At 54.2% G+C, this 16,713-nt stretch carries 15 protein-coding genes; 6 read left to right on the top strand and 9 right to left on the bottom strand.

Annotated elements, in window-relative coordinates; all coding sequences use genetic code 11:
- Nucleotides 1–764: 764 nt before the first annotated feature.
- The 5 genes from AC6I8K_RS04180 to AC6I8K_RS04160 all read left to right on the top strand — a co-directional run bounded on the left by AC6I8K_RS04180 (nucleotide 765) and on the right by AC6I8K_RS04160 (nucleotide 7,255).
- Nucleotides 765–2,405, top strand: coding sequence for an ATP-binding protein (locus AC6I8K_RS04180; RefSeq protein WP_483816872.1), 1,641 nt, complete (start codon nucleotides 765–767; stop codon nucleotides 2,403–2,405).
- Nucleotides 2,398–3,090 (top strand): response regulator, encoded by a 693-nt coding sequence (locus AC6I8K_RS04175; RefSeq protein ID WP_483816871.1) that lies wholly within the window; start codon nucleotides 2,398–2,400, stop codon nucleotides 3,088–3,090. Before AC6I8K_RS04180 ends, AC6I8K_RS04175 begins: the two co-directional genes overlap by 8 nt.
- Nucleotides 3,091–3,260: 170 nt before the next feature.
- Nucleotides 3,261–4,349 (top strand): ABC transporter substrate-binding protein, encoded by a 1,089-nt coding sequence (locus AC6I8K_RS04170; RefSeq protein WP_497826267.1) that lies wholly within the window; start codon nucleotides 3,261–3,263, stop codon nucleotides 4,347–4,349.
- 73 nt (nucleotides 4,350–4,422) lie between these two features.
- Nucleotides 4,423–6,192: an ABC transporter permease gene (locus AC6I8K_RS04165; protein ID WP_064740368.1), complete on the top strand. Its 1,770-nt coding sequence runs from the start codon at nucleotides 4,423–4,425 to the stop codon at nucleotides 6,190–6,192.
- A complete protein-coding gene (locus AC6I8K_RS04160; RefSeq protein WP_064740367.1) occupies nucleotides 6,185–7,255 on the top strand; it encodes an ABC transporter ATP-binding protein in 1,071 nt (356 codons plus the stop codon). The genes AC6I8K_RS04165 and AC6I8K_RS04160 overlap by 8 nt, the downstream gene beginning before the upstream one ends.
- A 144-nt stretch (nucleotides 7,256–7,399) precedes the next feature.
- On the opposite strand, the gene AC6I8K_RS04155 is transcribed toward AC6I8K_RS04160, so the two are convergent.
- From AC6I8K_RS04155 to proB, 8 genes are all read right to left on the bottom strand, one after another.
- Entirely contained in the window at nucleotides 7,400–9,145 is a 1,746-nt protein-coding gene (locus AC6I8K_RS04155) for a putative phage tail protein (RefSeq protein WP_483816869.1), read from the bottom strand.
- A 202-nt stretch (nucleotides 9,146–9,347) separates the two neighbouring features.
- On the bottom strand, nucleotides 9,348–9,641 hold the full coding sequence (locus AC6I8K_RS04150) for a hypothetical protein (RefSeq protein WP_064740365.1): 294 nt from the start codon (nucleotides 9,639–9,641) through the stop codon (nucleotides 9,348–9,350).
- Nucleotides 9,638–9,982, bottom strand: a complete 345-nt coding sequence (locus tag AC6I8K_RS04145; protein WP_196762376.1) for a DUF7940 domain-containing protein — start codon at nucleotides 9,980–9,982, stop codon at nucleotides 9,638–9,640. Before AC6I8K_RS04145 ends, AC6I8K_RS04150 begins: the two co-directional genes overlap by 4 nt.
- Before the next feature lie 2 nt (nucleotides 9,983–9,984).
- Nucleotides 9,985–10,452, bottom strand: coding sequence for a lysozyme family protein (locus AC6I8K_RS04140; RefSeq protein WP_064740363.1), 468 nt, complete (start codon nucleotides 10,450–10,452; stop codon nucleotides 9,985–9,987).
- A 184-nt stretch (nucleotides 10,453–10,636) separates the two neighbouring features.
- Nucleotides 10,637–10,915: a transcriptional antitermination N peptide gene (locus AC6I8K_RS04135; RefSeq protein ID WP_483816868.1), complete on the bottom strand. Its 279-nt coding sequence runs from the start codon at nucleotides 10,913–10,915 to the stop codon at nucleotides 10,637–10,639.
- A gap of 414 nt (nucleotides 10,916–11,329) precedes the next feature.
- Nucleotides 11,330–12,058, bottom strand: a complete 729-nt coding sequence (locus AC6I8K_RS04130; RefSeq protein ID WP_064740361.1) for a S24 family peptidase — start codon at nucleotides 12,056–12,058, stop codon at nucleotides 11,330–11,332.
- Between the two features lie 353 nt (nucleotides 12,059–12,411).
- Nucleotides 12,412–13,665 carry a glutamate-5-semialdehyde dehydrogenase gene (gene proA, locus AC6I8K_RS04125; protein WP_483817955.1) on the bottom strand — a complete coding sequence of 418 codons (1,254 nt, stop codon included), beginning with the start codon at nucleotides 13,663–13,665 and terminating at the stop codon, nucleotides 12,412–12,414.
- Nucleotides 13,666–13,675: 10 nt separating this feature from the next.
- Nucleotides 13,676–14,779: a glutamate 5-kinase gene (proB, locus tag AC6I8K_RS04120; RefSeq protein WP_064740359.1), complete on the bottom strand. Its 1,104-nt coding sequence runs from the start codon at nucleotides 14,777–14,779 to the stop codon at nucleotides 13,676–13,678.
- 245 nt (nucleotides 14,780–15,024) lie between these two features.
- On the opposite strand from proB, the gene ompC reads away from it, so the two are divergent.
- Entirely contained in the window at nucleotides 15,025–16,143 is a 1,119-nt protein-coding gene (gene ompC / locus AC6I8K_RS04115; RefSeq protein WP_064740358.1) for a porin OmpC, read from the top strand.
- Nucleotides 16,144–16,227: 84 nt separating this feature from the next.
- Here ompC and crl read toward each other — a convergent pair whose 3' ends face one another.
- Nucleotides 16,228–16,629 (bottom strand): sigma factor-binding protein Crl, encoded by a 402-nt coding sequence (crl, locus tag AC6I8K_RS04110; RefSeq protein WP_008108946.1) that lies wholly within the window; start codon nucleotides 16,627–16,629, stop codon nucleotides 16,228–16,230.
- Between the last annotated feature and the right edge of the window lie 84 nt (nucleotides 16,630–16,713).

The raw sequence follows: 16,713 nt of genomic DNA, 5'->3' as shown, positions 1-16,713 counted from the left end.
GCTACCTGTTTACTGACTACGCAGAAATCCACTTTTTAGGCGTAAAGAGGCTGCGCTGCACCCGTAAGAGTTCAGTTAATTTTCAGCCAGTTACGTTTTTTATTTGGGTGATTAAGCTAATGCCGTCACCACGGCTTTCACGACGTACTTAAATTAAATTTTTTATCTTTCTGTAATGAGAGTTAAAAAAACCTGGCGTCTTTATCACGCCCATTACCGAAAACAAGACATGCCGACCGGGGCTGAGAAGGTGCATCAAAAGACGGGCCTTCTCAACGAACGTCACGACATTAACGATATTTGCTGTATGCCCTGCACTTTTATTAATCCGGCGCGTCTTTGGCTGTCCGATAAGTGCAAGTGGCGTTAATTCAGTGCGGCTCTCGCAGTCGCACTGCAACAGGCTTTATGCCCAAAATTTGCGATCTAATTCAAAACTTTTCCCAGCATTCTCACCACTCGGGGTTATAAGGTCAATGGTTGCCAGGCCAAACCGGAATTTACTCAGAGAAAGGATGGATTAAATAATTGCGCATTGATTAGCCGTGATGAAGAGGTTTTTAGTGCATTGATTAGCGTCGCAGCAGGCGAATACCAGGAATAAGATCGGAATATCGATGACATCGTGCCAACAGAAACCCGCGCCTTAGCCTTGCTGAGAGTGAAGCCAGCTCACAACTCTGGCGTTAGGCTGTCACGGCCCGCATTTTCGCGTGCTAGTCTCCAGCCATGCCTCTCTCCAGTTTTCCTTTACTGCAGGTTGTATGAAACGCAGATTATCTTTCCAGGTAAAACTCTTCCTGTCGCTGGTGCTGTTTTCCTGCCTGCTACTCGCCTTGCTGGGCACCATTTTGTTTCATTTCATTGACCGCCAGTTGCATCACGATCTGGGACAGCGCGCACGGGTGCAGGCCAGTGAGATTGCGCTGATGCCCGGTCTGGCGGAGAAAGTAGCGAGCCGTGATATCGCCGGCATCGCCGCGCTGATTCAGCCCTTACGCAATCAAAGCGATGCCAGTTACATCGTGATTGGTGACACGCAAGAACAACATCTCTATCACTCGGAATCACCGGAGCGCCTCAATTTACCCATGATTGGCGGCGACAATGCGGAAGTGCTACAGGGGAAAACCATTATTTCCGTGCGCAAAGGCGGCATCGGCGTGTCGCTCCGCAGCAAAGCGCCGATCGTTGATGCGCAGCATCAGGTGATTGGCATTGTCTCGGTGGGGTATCTCACCTCCTATATTGCCAATATCAACGTCAGCCTGCTGTGGCAGGCCAGCTTGTATGGCGTGGCGCTGTTGCTGCTGCTGTTTATTTTCTCCTGGGTATTTAGCCGCAACCTGAAAAAACAGATGTTCTGGTTGGAGCCGAAAGATATCGCGCTGCTGGTGCTGCAGCAAAAAGCGCTGCTGGAAGCGATGTATGAAGGCGTATTTGCGGTAAACGCGGAGCGGCAGCTGATTCTTATCAACCGCGCGGCGAGAGAGTTGCTGGAAATTCAGCAGAGTGAAAGTGAGCTGCTGGGGAAACCGCTTGATGCTGTCCTGCAGATCCATCCGGCGTTTTTAAATCAGCATGAGGTGAAAACCCACGACCACATCACCGTGCTCAATCAGCGTCAGGTGATCGCGAATCGGGTGGCGATCGAGCTGGAACCCGGCGAACCCGGCGGCTGGGTCTGCAGCTTCCGCGATAAAAACGACATTAATACGCTGAGTAGCCAGCTGAGCCAGGTTAAACGCTATGCGGATAATTTGCGCATCATGCGCCATGAACAGTTGAACTGGACCGCCACCCTGGTCGGTTTGTTACAGATGCAGCGTTACGATGACGCGATGCGCTATATCCATGCCCAATCTGCCGGGGCGCAGCAGGTGCTGGATTTTGTCTCGGCGCGCTTTACCTCGCCCGCGCTGTGCGGGCTGCTGCTGGGGAAATATGTTAGCGCGCGGGAAAAAGGCGTTGAGCTGCAATTCGATCCGGCCTGCCAGCTGAGCCGCATTCCAGCTGCGTTGAGCGAAACGGCGTTGATGTCGGTGATCGGCAATCTGCTGGATAATGCAGTGGACGCCACGCTGAATGCCAGAACGCCCGCGGCACCGATTGAAGTGTATATTTCTGGTCGTAATCAGGAACTGCTCATCGAAGTGGCCGATCAGGGCTGCGGCGTGGATGACAGCATCAAACCGAATCTGTTTGAACAAGGCGTTACCAGCAAGCCGTCCAGCGGTGACGACATGCTCGGTTCAGAACACGGCATCGGTCTCTATCTGACTGCGGGTTACGTGCAGCAGGCGGGCGGCAGCATTGAGATCAGCGACAACTCGCCGCAGGGCACTATCTTCTCGGTGTTTATTCCGTTCCAGCCCGCCGCGTTAACAGGACTTTCCCATGAATAATGCTAAGCCACTTGATGTGGTGATTGTGGAAGATGAGCCGCATCTGGCCGATTTGCACCGTGAATATATTGAGCAGAACTTCCATCTGCGCGTGGTGGGCATTGCCGCCACGTTGGCGCAGGCGCGTGAACTGATTGCATTGCATCAGCCACGGCTGCTGCTGCTCGACAACTTTTTGCCGGATGGTCAGGGCGTGACATTGATTGACGATCCGCTGTTAAAGCGTTTTGAGTGTTCGGTGATTTTCATCACCGCTGCCAGCGACATGCAAACCTGTAGCCACGCGATACGCAGCGGCGCATTCGACTATCTGCTGAAGCCGGTGTTTTTCCATCGCCTGCGCGCGTCGCTGGAACGCTTTATGCGGCTGGTACAGACGATGCGCCAAATGAAGAACGTCGATCAGCAGGCGCTGGATAAGCTGTTCAATCTGCCGACCAGTGATGCGCCTTCGGCACCGTCCAGTAAAGGGATTGAATCCATTACGCTGGATCGGGTGAAAGCGTTTTTTAGTGCTGCGCCAGACCGCTGTTGGTCGGTCGAACAGGTCGTGGAAAACGTCGGCATCAGCAAAACCACCGGCCGCCGTTACCTGGAATATTGTGTTGAGATCGGCTTTATTGGCGTTGAGATGCAGTACGGTAACATCGGCCATCCGCGTCGGCTGTACCGCAAAATCCTGTGATCCCGCGCAAATGCTGCGCGTTGCCGGTTGTGGTTTTTATGGTGTTAATTGCCTAAACAGCGCCAACAATCACACTTCGTGAAGATAACAATCCGTCACCTCTTGTGTGGGAAAGGCGATCGGCTATGTTGACCATTAGTTCCTCAAATGTAACTAAAAGGTTAATTATAATGTCGAACAAATTCCCACTCTCTCTGGTTGCCGCTACTGTACTGATCTCTTGTTCTGCCCTTTCCGCTCCGCCGCAGGGTTATCCGGCGGATTACCAACGCGTTATTGATGCCGCGACCAAGGAAGGCAAAGTGGTGATCTATTCCACCACCGACACTAAAGCCGCCGGGCCGCTGATTAAGGGCTTCGAAACCACGTATCCCGGCATCAAAGTTGAATATAACGATATGAACAGCACCGAGCTGTACAACCGTTTTATCAGTGAACAAGCCTCGGGCGGCACCAGCGGTGATGTAGTCTGGAGCTCCTCCATGGATACCGGCCTGAAGCTGGCGACCGACTACGCGCAGGAATATAAATCTCCCGAACTGGCGCAACTGCCGAAGTGGGCGGTGTGGAACAACAAAGCCTATGGCACCACCTACGAACCGGTGGTGTTCATCTATAACAAACGCCTGATCCCCGCCGGTGACGTACCCGATTCGCACACCGCACTGGCCAAGCTGATCGCCAGCCAGACCGACAAATTCAAGAGCAAAGTCACCACCTACGATATTGAGAAATCAGGCCTCGGCTTCATGCTCTCGGTGCAGGATGCCAAAGCCGATCCTCATTATTTCAAAACGTTGGCTGACGTGGCGAAAGGCGGTTTAGCCGTGCAGTCATCCACCGGTACCATGATGGAAAGGGTGTCGTCCGGTGAAAACCTGATCGGCTTCAACATCCTCGGTTCATATGCCGAAGCCCGCGCGAAAACCGATCCGTCGCTGGGCATCTCTTATCCGAAGGATTACACGCTGGTGCTGTCTCGCGTCTCGTTCATCAGCCAGCAAGCCAGTAACAGCAATGCAGCAAAACTGTGGCTGGATTATGTGCTGTCTGAAAAAGGGCAAAGCATTCTGGCCAATCAGGCCGACATCCCTTCCCTGCGCAATGATATTGAAGGCAAAAACGACATTGATGGCATGACCAAAATGTTAGGCACCGCGCTGAAACCGATCCCGGTTGATGAAAGCCTGCTGGAATATCTGCAACCGAAAAAACGTCTGGATTACATCAAACAGTGGCGCACAGCCGCCGGTAAATAACGGCATTACTGCAGCGCGTCTACTGCGGCGCGCTTCTCTTTCTGTTATCTGATTCGCCATTCAGGGTCTCAATATGCGTGCATTGCAGAGAAAGTGGCAAAGCCTGCCGCGCGGCATTGTGGTGCTGATAACCACGCTGGTTATCTACATTCCGCTGTCGTTTATTGTTATTCAAAGTTTCTTATCTGCGCCGTTCTTTGCGCCGTCGAAAGCGTGGAGCCTGGAATCGTTTGAATTTATTTTCACCGATCCCGATTTCTATAAAGCGTTGCGCAGCGGATTTATTCTCGCCTTCGGGTTGGTGATCATCGCCATTCCGCTGGGCGGCATTCTGGCGTTCTTAATGGTGCGTACCGATCTACCGGGCAGACGCCTTATTGAGCCGCTGATCCTCGTGCCCATTTTTGTCTCGCCGATGGTGCTGGGATTTGGTTATGTGGTGGCCGCCGGTCCAGTGGGATTCTTCTCGCTGTGGGCGCAATCACTGCTCGGGTTTGTGCCGTGGAATATCTACGACATGTCGAGCATCGTGGTGATTGCTGGTCTGACGCACGTACCGCACGCCTATCTGTATATTTCATCGGCCCTGCGCAGCGTAGGATCGGATGTGGAAGAAGCGGCGCGTATTGCCGGTGCCTCGCCGTTGCAGGTGATGACGTCGGTGAGCTTGCCGATGGTACGTCCTTCGATGCTGTATGCCACCGTGCTGCTGTTCTTCCTCGGGCTGGAAGTGTTCGGCCTGATGCTGGTGCTGGGCGATCCCGAAGGCAACATGGTGCTGGCCACCTATCTCTATCAGTTAACGAATAAGCTCGGCACGCCGTCCTACCACCTGATGGCTGCGGTGGCCGTGGTACTGATTTGTATCACCATTCCGTTAGTCATGCTGCAACGCCGTCTGATGCGTACAGCCAACCGCTTTGTCACGGTAAAAGGCAAAGCCTCGCAGGCGCGTGCGTTGCCGCTGGGCAAATGGCGCTGGGTGGCCGGTGCCGTGGTGGCGTTCTGGCTGACGGTGACCATTGGCGTGCCGCTGCTGGGCGTGGTGCTGCGCGCGTTCATCTCTAACTGGGGCGTTGGTGTCTCACTGTGGGATGAGTTGTCGATTAAAACCTTCCAGACCATCTGGGCGCAGCCCAACCTGCTGCGCGCTATCGTCAACTCGATGGCGATTGGCGTGATCGGCGGCGCGTTGGCGGTGGTGTGTTATCTGTTTATCGGCATCGCCATGCACCGTAAACCGGATAACACTACGCGCTTCCTCGACTACAGCGTATTAGTGCCGCGTGCGGTACCGGGCTTGCTGGCCGGTCTGGCGTTTCTTTGGGTATTCCTGTTCCTGCCGATGTGGCTGGATAACGCACTCAAATCGGGCTGGCTCTCCGATTTCGCCTGGTCGCAGTGGCTGCGCGATAACCTGGTCGTCTGGCTGCGTTCGCTGCGCAGCACCATCTTCAGCGTCTGGCTGGCGTATACGGTGGTGTGGATGGCCTATGGCCTGCGCTTGATCTCCTCAACGCTCTTGCAAGTAGGGCCGGAACTGGAAGAAGCGGCGCGTAGCACTGGCGCCACGCGTGGACAAATTACGCGTCACGTTACCATCCCATTATCCCGTTACGGCCTGATTGGCTCATGGCTGCTGATGTTCCTGATTTTCGAGCGCGAATATTCCACCGGCGTGTATCTGCTGTCGCCCGGTACGGAAACCATCGGCTCCATGCTGGTTTCCCTGTGGGCGGCGGGCGCGATTGATATTGTTGCCGCACTCTCCTTTATTAACATCCTGCTGGTCGTCGTCGGTTTGGGTATTGCCCTGCGATTTGGAGTCAAATTACATGATTGAATTATCGGTGGAAAATCTGCACTTAACTTATGGCGACAACCCGGTGCTGAAAGGCGTGTCGATGAATTTGCAGCGAGGCGAAGTGGTTTCTCTGCTTGGCCCGTCCGGCAGCGGTAAAACCACGCTGCTGCGTGCGGTCGCCGGGCTGGAGAAACCGACTCAGGGCACCATCGTGATTGGTAGCAACACGGTGTACGCCGGTACGCCGCGCAGTGAGATTCCAGCGGAAGAACGTAATCTGGGATTGGTGTTCCAGTCCTATGCGCTGTGGCCGCACAAAACCGTGTTTGAGAATGTGGCTTATCCATTAAAGCTGCGCAAAGTGCCCTCTGCGGAGATCACCCAACGCGTACAAGATGTGTTGGTGCAGTTGGGTTTGGGTCATCTCGGCAAGCGTCATCCGCACCAGCTTTCCGGCGGTCAGCAGCAGCGCGTGGCGATTGGTCGTGCGCTGGTTTATAACCCGCCGGTGATCTTGCTTGATGAACCGTTATCGAATCTGGATGCCAAACTGCGCGAAGAGGCGCGCGTGTTCCTGCGTGAGCTGATCATCAAGTTAGGCTTATCCGCGCTGATGGTAACGCACGACCAAAATGAGGCGATGGCGATTTCCGACCGCATTTTGCTGCTCAATAACGGCAAAATCGAACAGCAAGGCACGCCGCAAGAGATGTATGGCTCGCCGAAAACCCTGTTTACCGCCGAGTTCATGGGCAGCAACAACCGATTGCACGGTAAAATCACCGAGCTGCGCGACGGCAAAGCGCGTATTGAGGGCAAAGGCTGGGCGTTATGGGGACGGGCAGGCGAAGGCGTGCAAAACGGCCAGGAAGCCACGGCGGTGATTCGCGTCGAACGTGTAAACGTGGTCGATGCGCCGGGCGAAAACCAGCTGGAACTGCCGCTACTCACCAGCATGTACCTTGGCGACCGCTGGGAATACTTGTTCCGCACCGTGGGCGATGATTTTGTAATTCGCGCCTACGGCAGCGACGTGCGTGATCCGCAACATTGCCATCTGGCGTTGCCGGAAAACCATGTGTGGATTTTCCCGAAAGGGTGATTTGCCGGGAGGTCGCCATGAATGGCGACCCTACGTTTAATTTGCGGAGTTTTCGTAGGGTGCGCATTCATGCGCACCTGCATATATACGTAACCACAAACAAAAAAAGGCGAGGCCGAAGCCTCGCCAAAAAGGTGCTGGACCTCAATCGTAATAAGGAAGTTTACGATCGACACCGTTAATGTTGACCAGCACAAAGCCCGTAGGCGCGGTTTTGTTGGTCGGTGTGCCGGCCGCCGTCGCGACGGTGAGCACCCCTTTCTCGTTGGCACCAATACCGGCCAAACCGTTATGCAGCCCGAAGCGCGCCGCCGGTTTGAAACCGCCCAGTTTGGTGGTATCGGTCACGACAGAGAAGTCCTGCTGGAACAGCGAGCAAGAACCGGTATCGAAACGCGTTGGACCGGTGCATTTCAGGTTCATCATGGTGTCACCACTGTTGGCGCGCAGTTTTACCCACACCGCCGCATAAGTGGTTCCCACGCGGCTGTAGCGGATATCCAGCACCGCTGGCTGCCCCATGTGATAAGCATCCGCCCATACCGTTTCCAGACGCTGCAGGTTGACCCAGGTTTTACCGGTCGCCGCCACATTGACCGGTGAGCCAGCGGTGCCGGTTGGCTGTGTGGCATCCGCCTTACCAATAAACTCCATCACCCACTGCTGGTTGGCGTTCGGGAAGAACAACTGCCCGACGCGATACCAGTTATCGGTGTCGGTATTATTGGTAATTTTGTAGCCGCTGAAATAGCCCGCGCGCAGCGACCCGGTCATAAAGGTGCCGTAGTTCTCGTCGCGGCGATAACCGTATTCAAAGGTGGATAACCAGCGTCCAGCAGCTGCATCAAGACTCAGTTTTGCGCCAGACTGCAGGTTGAGCTGACGGATCACCACGCGTGCATTGTTGAGATTCAACGGCGTACCGCAATCTTCAATATTCAGCGTATCAACCGTCCAGCCGCCATCCGACAGGTCGCCCGGATTGCGCGTGTGCTCAATCCACACGTTGCGGATAATCCCCTGCGTCACACGCGGCATGTAGAGCGTGGCGTCACCGTAACCGGTCTGGAAGTTACAGTTACACAGCTCAATGGCGGTGGAGTGATCCCAGGCGCCTTTCGGCGAGTTCGACCAGCCAACATCAAACACACGTCCGTAGGTATACAGGGTGTAAATCTGGTCGAATTTGCTGTCGAGGGTATCCAACACTTTTATCACCGTACCGCCGTTATTCTGCGCGCGGAAACAGTAGATATTGACGGTGGTGCCTTCGATACAGGTGTTTTCGAAGAAGGGCTGCACGTTGCTGCACATATCGGAGGTGATAGTGCTTTTGTTGGTGGTGATATCCGCCGATGCCTGGCCATTCCACGCGATACCTCTGATTGAGGTACGACGCGCCTTCACCTTGAATACCGTGTTGGCACTTTTGTCGGAAATGATGGTGGTACGCGGCAGCGAACCCAGTTCGACATCATCACCTTGCAAGCCAAAAAAGGCGCGCTCGGTACCGCTGATGTCGATCGGGCTGATCAGGAATTTACCGCCAGGGAAACGCACCGGTAACGCGGTAATGTTACCGGAGTAGCTTTGCGTCCATGCCAGCATACGGTTGAACGCCTCCGTATCGTTGGCGTAACCATCGCCTTTAGCACCGAAGTGATAAAGGTTGATGTCCTTTGGATCGTTAATCACACGTTTCCAGTAAAAACCGTTACCGATCACCAGCGTACCGCCATCTTCTACCGCGGTCGTGGTACCGATAAAGCCGGTAAAATCACCGCCGCCGTGGAAGGTGGAGTCAGCGTTGTAGCGACGTAAGAATGCCAGATCGCCGTTTTTGGCCGGTACGGTGGTACGCAGTTCTGCATAAGAGTTAACTTCGATCATTATAGCCTCCTCGGCTTTTCGGGTAGGTAATGCAAATGCGTGAGAGCAGCGTTACTGGGCCGGTTGACCGCAGTGCTGATCCCAAAGATCGTTGTGATTGTTGATGGCGCGCACGGTGCGAACGTCCATGCGCTCGGCGTCATTGCCGTGGGTATAAATCGGGGAAAACAGGGTACAGGCTGAGTCGATGACGACAGGAGCTTTAGGGCTGGTGGTATTTCGACTGCTGCAGCTTGTCACGAGCAGCAGCGTCATCAAGATTAAGGTTGCTGGCTTCCACACGTTTGGCCTCCTCACGCAGCTGTTGCTGCTGCTGGTTAACGGCTACCGCTTGCGCCGCGGCTTGATCGGCGCGCTCGACGGCGGATTTGGATTGTTGCTGCACCTTGCCGATTTTCTTGCCACCGAAGTAGCTGGCCGCTAACGCGGCAATGACGCCTGCCAGGGCGGCGAGCCAGTGCCAGCTGCCGCCAAGCAATGTCGTGATAAGTGTCATGCTTTTTCCTCCATCGCCGTTTTTTGCTGGTTGAGGCCTTTCTGGCGAACGAATTGGGCAATGACGCCCATCGCCACCATGAAAGCGCCAATCAACCCGAGATAGTTGTGCGGCAGAATCGCTTTCACATCCGGCGGCATGCTGTTCCATGCATCAAGCGCAGCGGTGGGAAACGATTGCACCCACGCGCTGAGCATCGAACCGAGTGACGCCAGCCACACTGACCAGGTTTTGAATAACAGCCGCGCATGTTTAACAAATTCCAGCGTGGTGAAGCGCTGCATCACCATCACCACCACGATTACCGCCAGCACTGCGGTGACAAAAATCAGCAGTTTCAGATTCATAGCAGCCCCCGATAGATGTCATACGTGCCGCTGCGCATCACTTCGGCATGCCGCCGGGCGCGGCCCGAGGTTTGGCGAGCCCACAAACTGTCGAGCATGGCGTTGGCTGCGCTGTTGAAATCGCCCTGAGTGATGGCGGTGAGCATGCCGCGAAACATCGCCAGCCCATCCACACCCAGTTGATAACCCATACTGATCAGCACATCGCAGCGCGCCTCATTGCATTTGGCCAGCGCCTGCTGCACCAGCGCACGCTGATGCATCTGCTGCACCTTGCCCTCGACAATGCACTGCTTCCACACATCGCCCACCGGACGCGGCACCTGGAAGATGTAGTTGCTGAGTGAGGCCCCTTTCGGGCCGATGCGAATCCCCCCCGCCACCGTAGGGAAACCCAGGGTATCGAGGTAAGGCGCTTCGCGGTAACCCTCTTCAAAATTCAGGATGGCAATAATCTGACTCATAGAAATTCCTCTTAGACGGGCGCGACAGCCTGAAAATGGCTGCGCAAAGCGGTAAAAACACATAAATCTCGCTGATCGTTTCCTGATCTCAGCGCATTGTTTGATAAGCGAAACGCTCAAGGATGGTTAAACACTGAGCATCTATAAAACGTTCCGCTTAAAACTGGGGAAAGGGGAGAAAGATTTAGCGCACGGCGTACAAATAGACATGGGGTAAACAGCAGTTATCGAAACTCGCTTGTGCCTGCTGAACGCGAACAGGCGCTAACACCGCGCAGTCAATGCGTGAGTGCGTTTGGCGCTGACAGATGCGTTCAGCGGTGCGCAAAGTAACGTTTTCGTATTCGATGCCGAGCGCGTTGTCGATGCTGCGCTTGAGGCGACTGAGGGACTGGCGTCGCCGATGGCGGCGCGTGCGTGCATTGCCTGAAAATACTGACTTCCCGTACTGGATAATCGCCATAACTCCTCCTGTTAATGAGTCTTTGGCGATGGGGTGGCAGGCACGGCGATTCGGCTGAAGCCGACGCGTTCGCTGTTCCTCTGGAAAATACTCGACGTCAACTCGCCCGGCTGCATTCGCGGCCAGGGTGAAGTAGAGGAGAGTGAAAACAGAGGGCAACTGACAACGCTGCAAAGTGCGTATCCACCCCATCCCAAAGTTCACTAACTTTGGATGGTATGTATCGCGCTTGTGCAGCGCCTCAATTGTTTAAGAGCGGGCTCATCCGTGAGCAGGTATGTTGTCCATCCATGCTCAAATTATTAACAGGTTCTAATGCATTGGCAAACACCAATGGTTAATTTTTTATTTACCGTCAGTTAAATTTATGATTTCAGCCAAAATATTTTTTTACCGCATTCTGGCGTTTTGTGATCAACCCAGGATTTGATAATCCCGCGCCTGGCTCATGATCACCCGCGCCACCACCTGCAGCGTCCTGGCTTCTTCCAGGGTTAAATACCAGGTTTCATAGCGCTTGTTATCTGAGATCACCGCGACCTTTTTGTGCTGCAGCTGCAGGCGTTTGAGATAGAGCTGATCGTCAAGCGTGAAGAGATAGATGCCATCGCCATCAAAGCGATGCACGCTGATATCGACGAACAGCTGATCGCGCGGCGCAAAGGTGCCCGCCATCGAATCGCTGTTCAGCGCGATGAGGCGAATATTTTCGGCGGGGCGGCCATTAAACAACACGCGCGCCTCTTCCAGCCCATATTCAATGGCTTGAATGGTTTCTACCAGTTCATCGCGCGTGCTGCTGCGCACACCGTGTTGACCGATATCCAGACTCTCTACGCGAAACAGATGCTGTGGATTAACCAAACTTCGCTGCGTCAGCAGGGCGGCCGGTTTTTCCATACCAAATTGCAGCCACTCAACACGCACGTCGAGTAACTGGCTGAGCGCCAGTAAATTGTTATCATCGGGTATCGATTGTCCGTTAAACCATTTCCACACCCCCGGCGTTGAGATCTTGCATCCCCTCTCTTGCAGCGCAAGCGCAACCTGTTTGTTCCGTCCATGTCCGATAATTCCCGCGCTTTCGCACGCGGCAATCAGCCTGGCAGTGAATGCTTGTCTCGTACTTTCTTTTTTAACCATCAGTTAATAATCTGCCTTCAGTAAAAGACTGAATGTTATTTTCATTTTTGCTACCAGTTCATTTTATATTACCGGCAGTTTACTACCCAACCGCTTTTATCAATGAAGCTGGACAATCATTATCCCTTTCGGGTAGGCCGAAACCAGTGATCATTGCCATATCGCTTGTTCTCACAGGGGTTTTCAGGATTGTTCTGTAGCAGTAAGACCAGCATCTAAAGGAAAAAATGGGTGAAAAGCAGCGAGCCCGCCATAGATGACAGAAATAAATCAAAAAGCTCTTAGAATAACTGGATCGAAAGCGAAAAAAATGGGCACCGTTTTCGGTGCCCATTGTCATGCAGGAGCGAATATTAGCGACGTAGCGTATCGTCGCCCCACCCTATCCATTTATAGGTGGTGAGCGCCTCAAGTCCCATCGGACCTCGCGCGTGCAGCTTCTGCGTACTGACCGCCACTTCGGCGCCGAGGCCAAACTGGCCGCCGTCGGTGAAGCGCGTGCTGGCATTAACGTATACCGCGGATGAGTCAACCTGGTTGACGAAGCGATTGGCGTTACCAATGCTGCGCGTCAGAATGCCATCAGAATGCTGCGTGCCGTGCTCACGGATATGCGCGATGGCTTCATCGATATCCGCCACCAGCTTGACGTTAAGATCGTTGGACAACCATTCGTCATCATAATTTTCCGCCTGCACCGCGACCACTTCGGCGGCACCGTTTTGCAGCAGCGCCAGCACATTTTCGTCGGCGTGCAGCGCAATGTTCTCTTGCGCCATACGTTGCAGGAATGCAGGAATAAAGCGATCGGCTTGATCGTTATGGATCAGCAGCGTTTCAAGCGAGTTGCAGGCGCTTGGGCGCTGCTTCTTCGCGTTGACGATCACCGCCAGCGCCGCCTCTGTCTCCATGGTTTCATCGAGATAAAGATGACATACGCCGATGCCGCCGGTGATCACCGGAATCGTCGAATTCTCGCGACACAGTTTGTGCAAACCTGCGCCGCCGCGCGGGATCAGCATATCGACGTAGCGATCCAGCTTCAGCAGCTGATTGACCAGTTCACGATCCGGGTTTTCAATCGCCTGTACGGCACCCGCCGGTAAACCGTGCTGGGTCAGCGCATTTTGGATCACGCGCACCGTGGCCGCGTTGGTGCGGTAGGTTTCTTTGCCGCCCCGCAGAATCGCCGCGTTACCGGTTTTCAGGCACAGCGACGCGACATCAACGGTGACATTCGGGCGCGCTTCATAAATCACACCGATAACGCCCAGCGGCACACGACGACGTTCGATGCGTAAGCCGCTATCAAGCTGGCCGCCATCCATCAACTGACCGACCGGATCCGCAAGGCGACACACCTGACGTACGTCATCCGCAATGCCCTTCAGGCGCTGCGGATTGAGCGTCAGGCGATCGAGCAGCGCTTCGCTCATGCCATTTTGGCGCGCATCTGCCAAATCCTGCGCGTTTGCCGCCAGAATATCGGCGCTTTCCGCTTCCAGACGATCGGCGATGCTGAGTAGCACCTGATTTTTTTGTTCGGTGGAGAGTGCTGCCAGTTTGTACGACGCAGCACGCGCCGCTTTACCCATCTCTTCTAACATCATCCGCTCCTTAACTGACGATCATGTCGTCGCGGTGCACGGCGACCGGACCATATTCGTAACCGAGAATCTCGCCGATTTCCTGGCTGTGATGTCCGGCAATCATGCGCATGGCATCGCTGTTATAGCGCGTCACACCGTGGGCAATATCGCGCCCCTGCAGGCTACGAATGCGGATCACTTCACCGCGTGAGAAGTTGCCCTGCACCTCACGAATGCCTTTTGGCAGCAGCGAGCTGCCGCGCTCTAGCATGGCGGCCAGTGCGCCATCATCAATGGTGATTTCACCCGCGGGCGGTGCGCCAAAGATCCAGCGTTTACGGTTTTCCAGCGGTGACTGCTGCGCGTGGAAGCGCGTGCCAACCGGTTTGCCATACAACACGTCGCTGATCACGTCCGGACGACTGCCAGCGGCGATGATCACATCGATCCCCGCGCGGCACGCCACGTCCGCCGCTTGCAGCTTGGTCGCCATGCCGCCCGTTCCCAGGCCAGACACGCTGCCCCCTGCAAGGGTGCGCAATGCGTCGTCGATCTGGTGCACGTCGCTGATCAACTCCGCTTCAGGATTGGTGCGCGGATCGGCAGTGAACAGCCCTTGCTGATCGGTCAGCAGCAGCAGTTTATCGGCGCCGCCGAGCATTGCCGCCAGCGCCGACAGGTTGTCGTTGTCGCCCACTTTGATTTCTGCAGTTGCCACCGCATCGTTTTCGTTAATCACCGGCACGATGTGGTTGTCGAGCAGCGCGCGCAGCATGTCACGCGCGTAAAGGAAGCGTTCACGATCTTCCATATCGGCGCGCGTCAGTAGCATCTGACCGATATGAATACCGTAAATAGAAAACAGTTGTTCCCACAGCTGAATCAAACGGCTCTGCCCCACCGCAGCCAACAGCTGCTTTGAGGCGATGGTGGGCGGCAGTTCGGGGTAACCAAGGTGTTCGCGTCCGGCCGCAATCGCGCCAGAAGTGACGATAACAATGCGATGGCCCGCGGCGTGCAACTGCGCACACTGACGCACCAACTCCACCATGTGCGCCCGATTCAGCCGACGTGAACCGCCGGTGAGGACGCTAGTACCCAACTTGACCACAAGGGTCTGACTGCCACTCATGTTTTTCCTGCCATATAAGAAAAAAATCTGCGAAGGGACGTTTTATCAGGAGTGAGCAAGGAAGCCAACAACAGCAAGGGGAAAAGCACAAAAATCCCCGGACAATGCGCTAGACCAAAAGTTCGCAATTAACAAGAAATCCGAAAAAATGTCATAAAACGTTCATCGCCAACCGGTAAAAAGTCCGTGTTTTACAAAACCTTTCACGGGTACAACAAATTTTACTCATTGGGATTGATAGCAAAATGAAGAAGAGCACACTGGCATTCGTTGTATCAGCGCTGGCACTGGCTTCCACCGCAAACGCTGCAGAAGTTTATAACAAAGATGGTAATAAACTGGACTTCTACGGCCGTGTTAAAGCTGAACATTACTTCAGCGATAACGCGTCAAGCGACGGCGACAAATCTTATGTGCGTATCGGTTTCAAAGGCCAGACGCAGATTAATGACCTGATGACCGGTTACGGTCAGTGGGAATATCAGTACAACGTGAATAACTCTGAAGGTTCTGATGCCAACAACGGCAACAAAACCCGTTTGGGCTTTGCCGGTCTGAAATTCGGTCAATACGGTTCATTCGACTATGGGCGTAACTACGGCGTACTGTACGACGTAGAAGCCTGGACGGACGTCTTCCCAGAATTCGGCGGCGACGGTACTGCGCGTACCGATAACTTCATGACTGCACGTGCCACCGGCGTGGCAACTTACCGCAATAGCAACTTCTTTGGTCTGGTTGATGGCCTGCGCTTCGCGCTGCAATACCAGGGCAAAAACGATTCCACCAGCGCCAACGCACGCGGTAGCGCTACCGATACGTCTCGCCAGAACGGCGACGGTTACGGCGCATCTCTGGGCTACACCATTGGTGATACCGGCATCAGCGTGATGTCCGCCCTCACCTCTTCCGATCGTACTAATCAGCAGCAAGCGCGCGCATACGGTTCAGGTGATAAAGCGGATTCATGGGGCGCGGGCATCAAATATGATGCTAACAGCGTTTACCTGGCGGCCATCTACACCGAAACCCGTAACATGACGCCGATCAGTGGCACGGACACAGCGACCGGCGCATCAGTATCAGGTGCGGCGAACAAAGCGCAGAACATCGAATTGGTTGCTCAGTATCAGTTCGACTTCGGCCTGCGTCCTTCTATCGGTTACGTTCAGACTAAGGGCAAAGACATCGAAGGTATCGGCGATGCGGACCTGGTTAAGTACATCGATGTGGGCGCGACTTACTACTTCAACAAAAACATGTCGACCTTTGTTGATTACAAAATCAACCAGTTGAGCGACGACAACCGTCTGTCACTCAACAACGATGATGTTGTAGCCGTTGGTCTGACTTACCAGTTCTAAGACGTTGGCTTTACCCTCAATGTGTCGATAAAAAAAGAGCCGGCTCATCACCGGCTCTTCTCTTTTTAAACCCTTAAATACCTATCAGGCGCTCAGTTTCACCGGCTCTTCTTTAAAGCCTTCCGCCGGTCGCAGATCGAGTTTCTGTTCCAACAGCATCGCTTTCAGACGCTCATGGAAATTACGCAGCGTGCTTTCCACTTTGGCATTGTTCTCTTTGCCTTTGATTGTCGCAGCGCCCCAATCACCCGCTTTATCAAACAGGCCAAAATGATATTCGTAAGTGAAGTGATCTTCATAGGCTTCCAGCGTCATCCACCAGCCCCAAAACTCACGCAGTTCTGGCGCAGGCTTAACATTGACACACGCTGCCAGGCAATCGAAGAAGAAGCGTGTCTCTTCACATTTGCCTTCACGGATATACGGCCCCAATTCGGTGAAGCGCTTAAGCAGGCGACTACGGGGGTGACCACTCGGTAATGTCATCTCGTTTCCCTTAACCCTTTAAATGGCACTTCCAGCTTTCCATTAACAAAAAATGGAAAATCCCGGGTATTAGTTGTAGCAGAG

Source organism: Pantoea sp. X-Soil-ISGK-421 (genome assembly GCF_059730785.1).
This window is presented reverse-complemented; position numbering and strand designations above follow the sequence as displayed.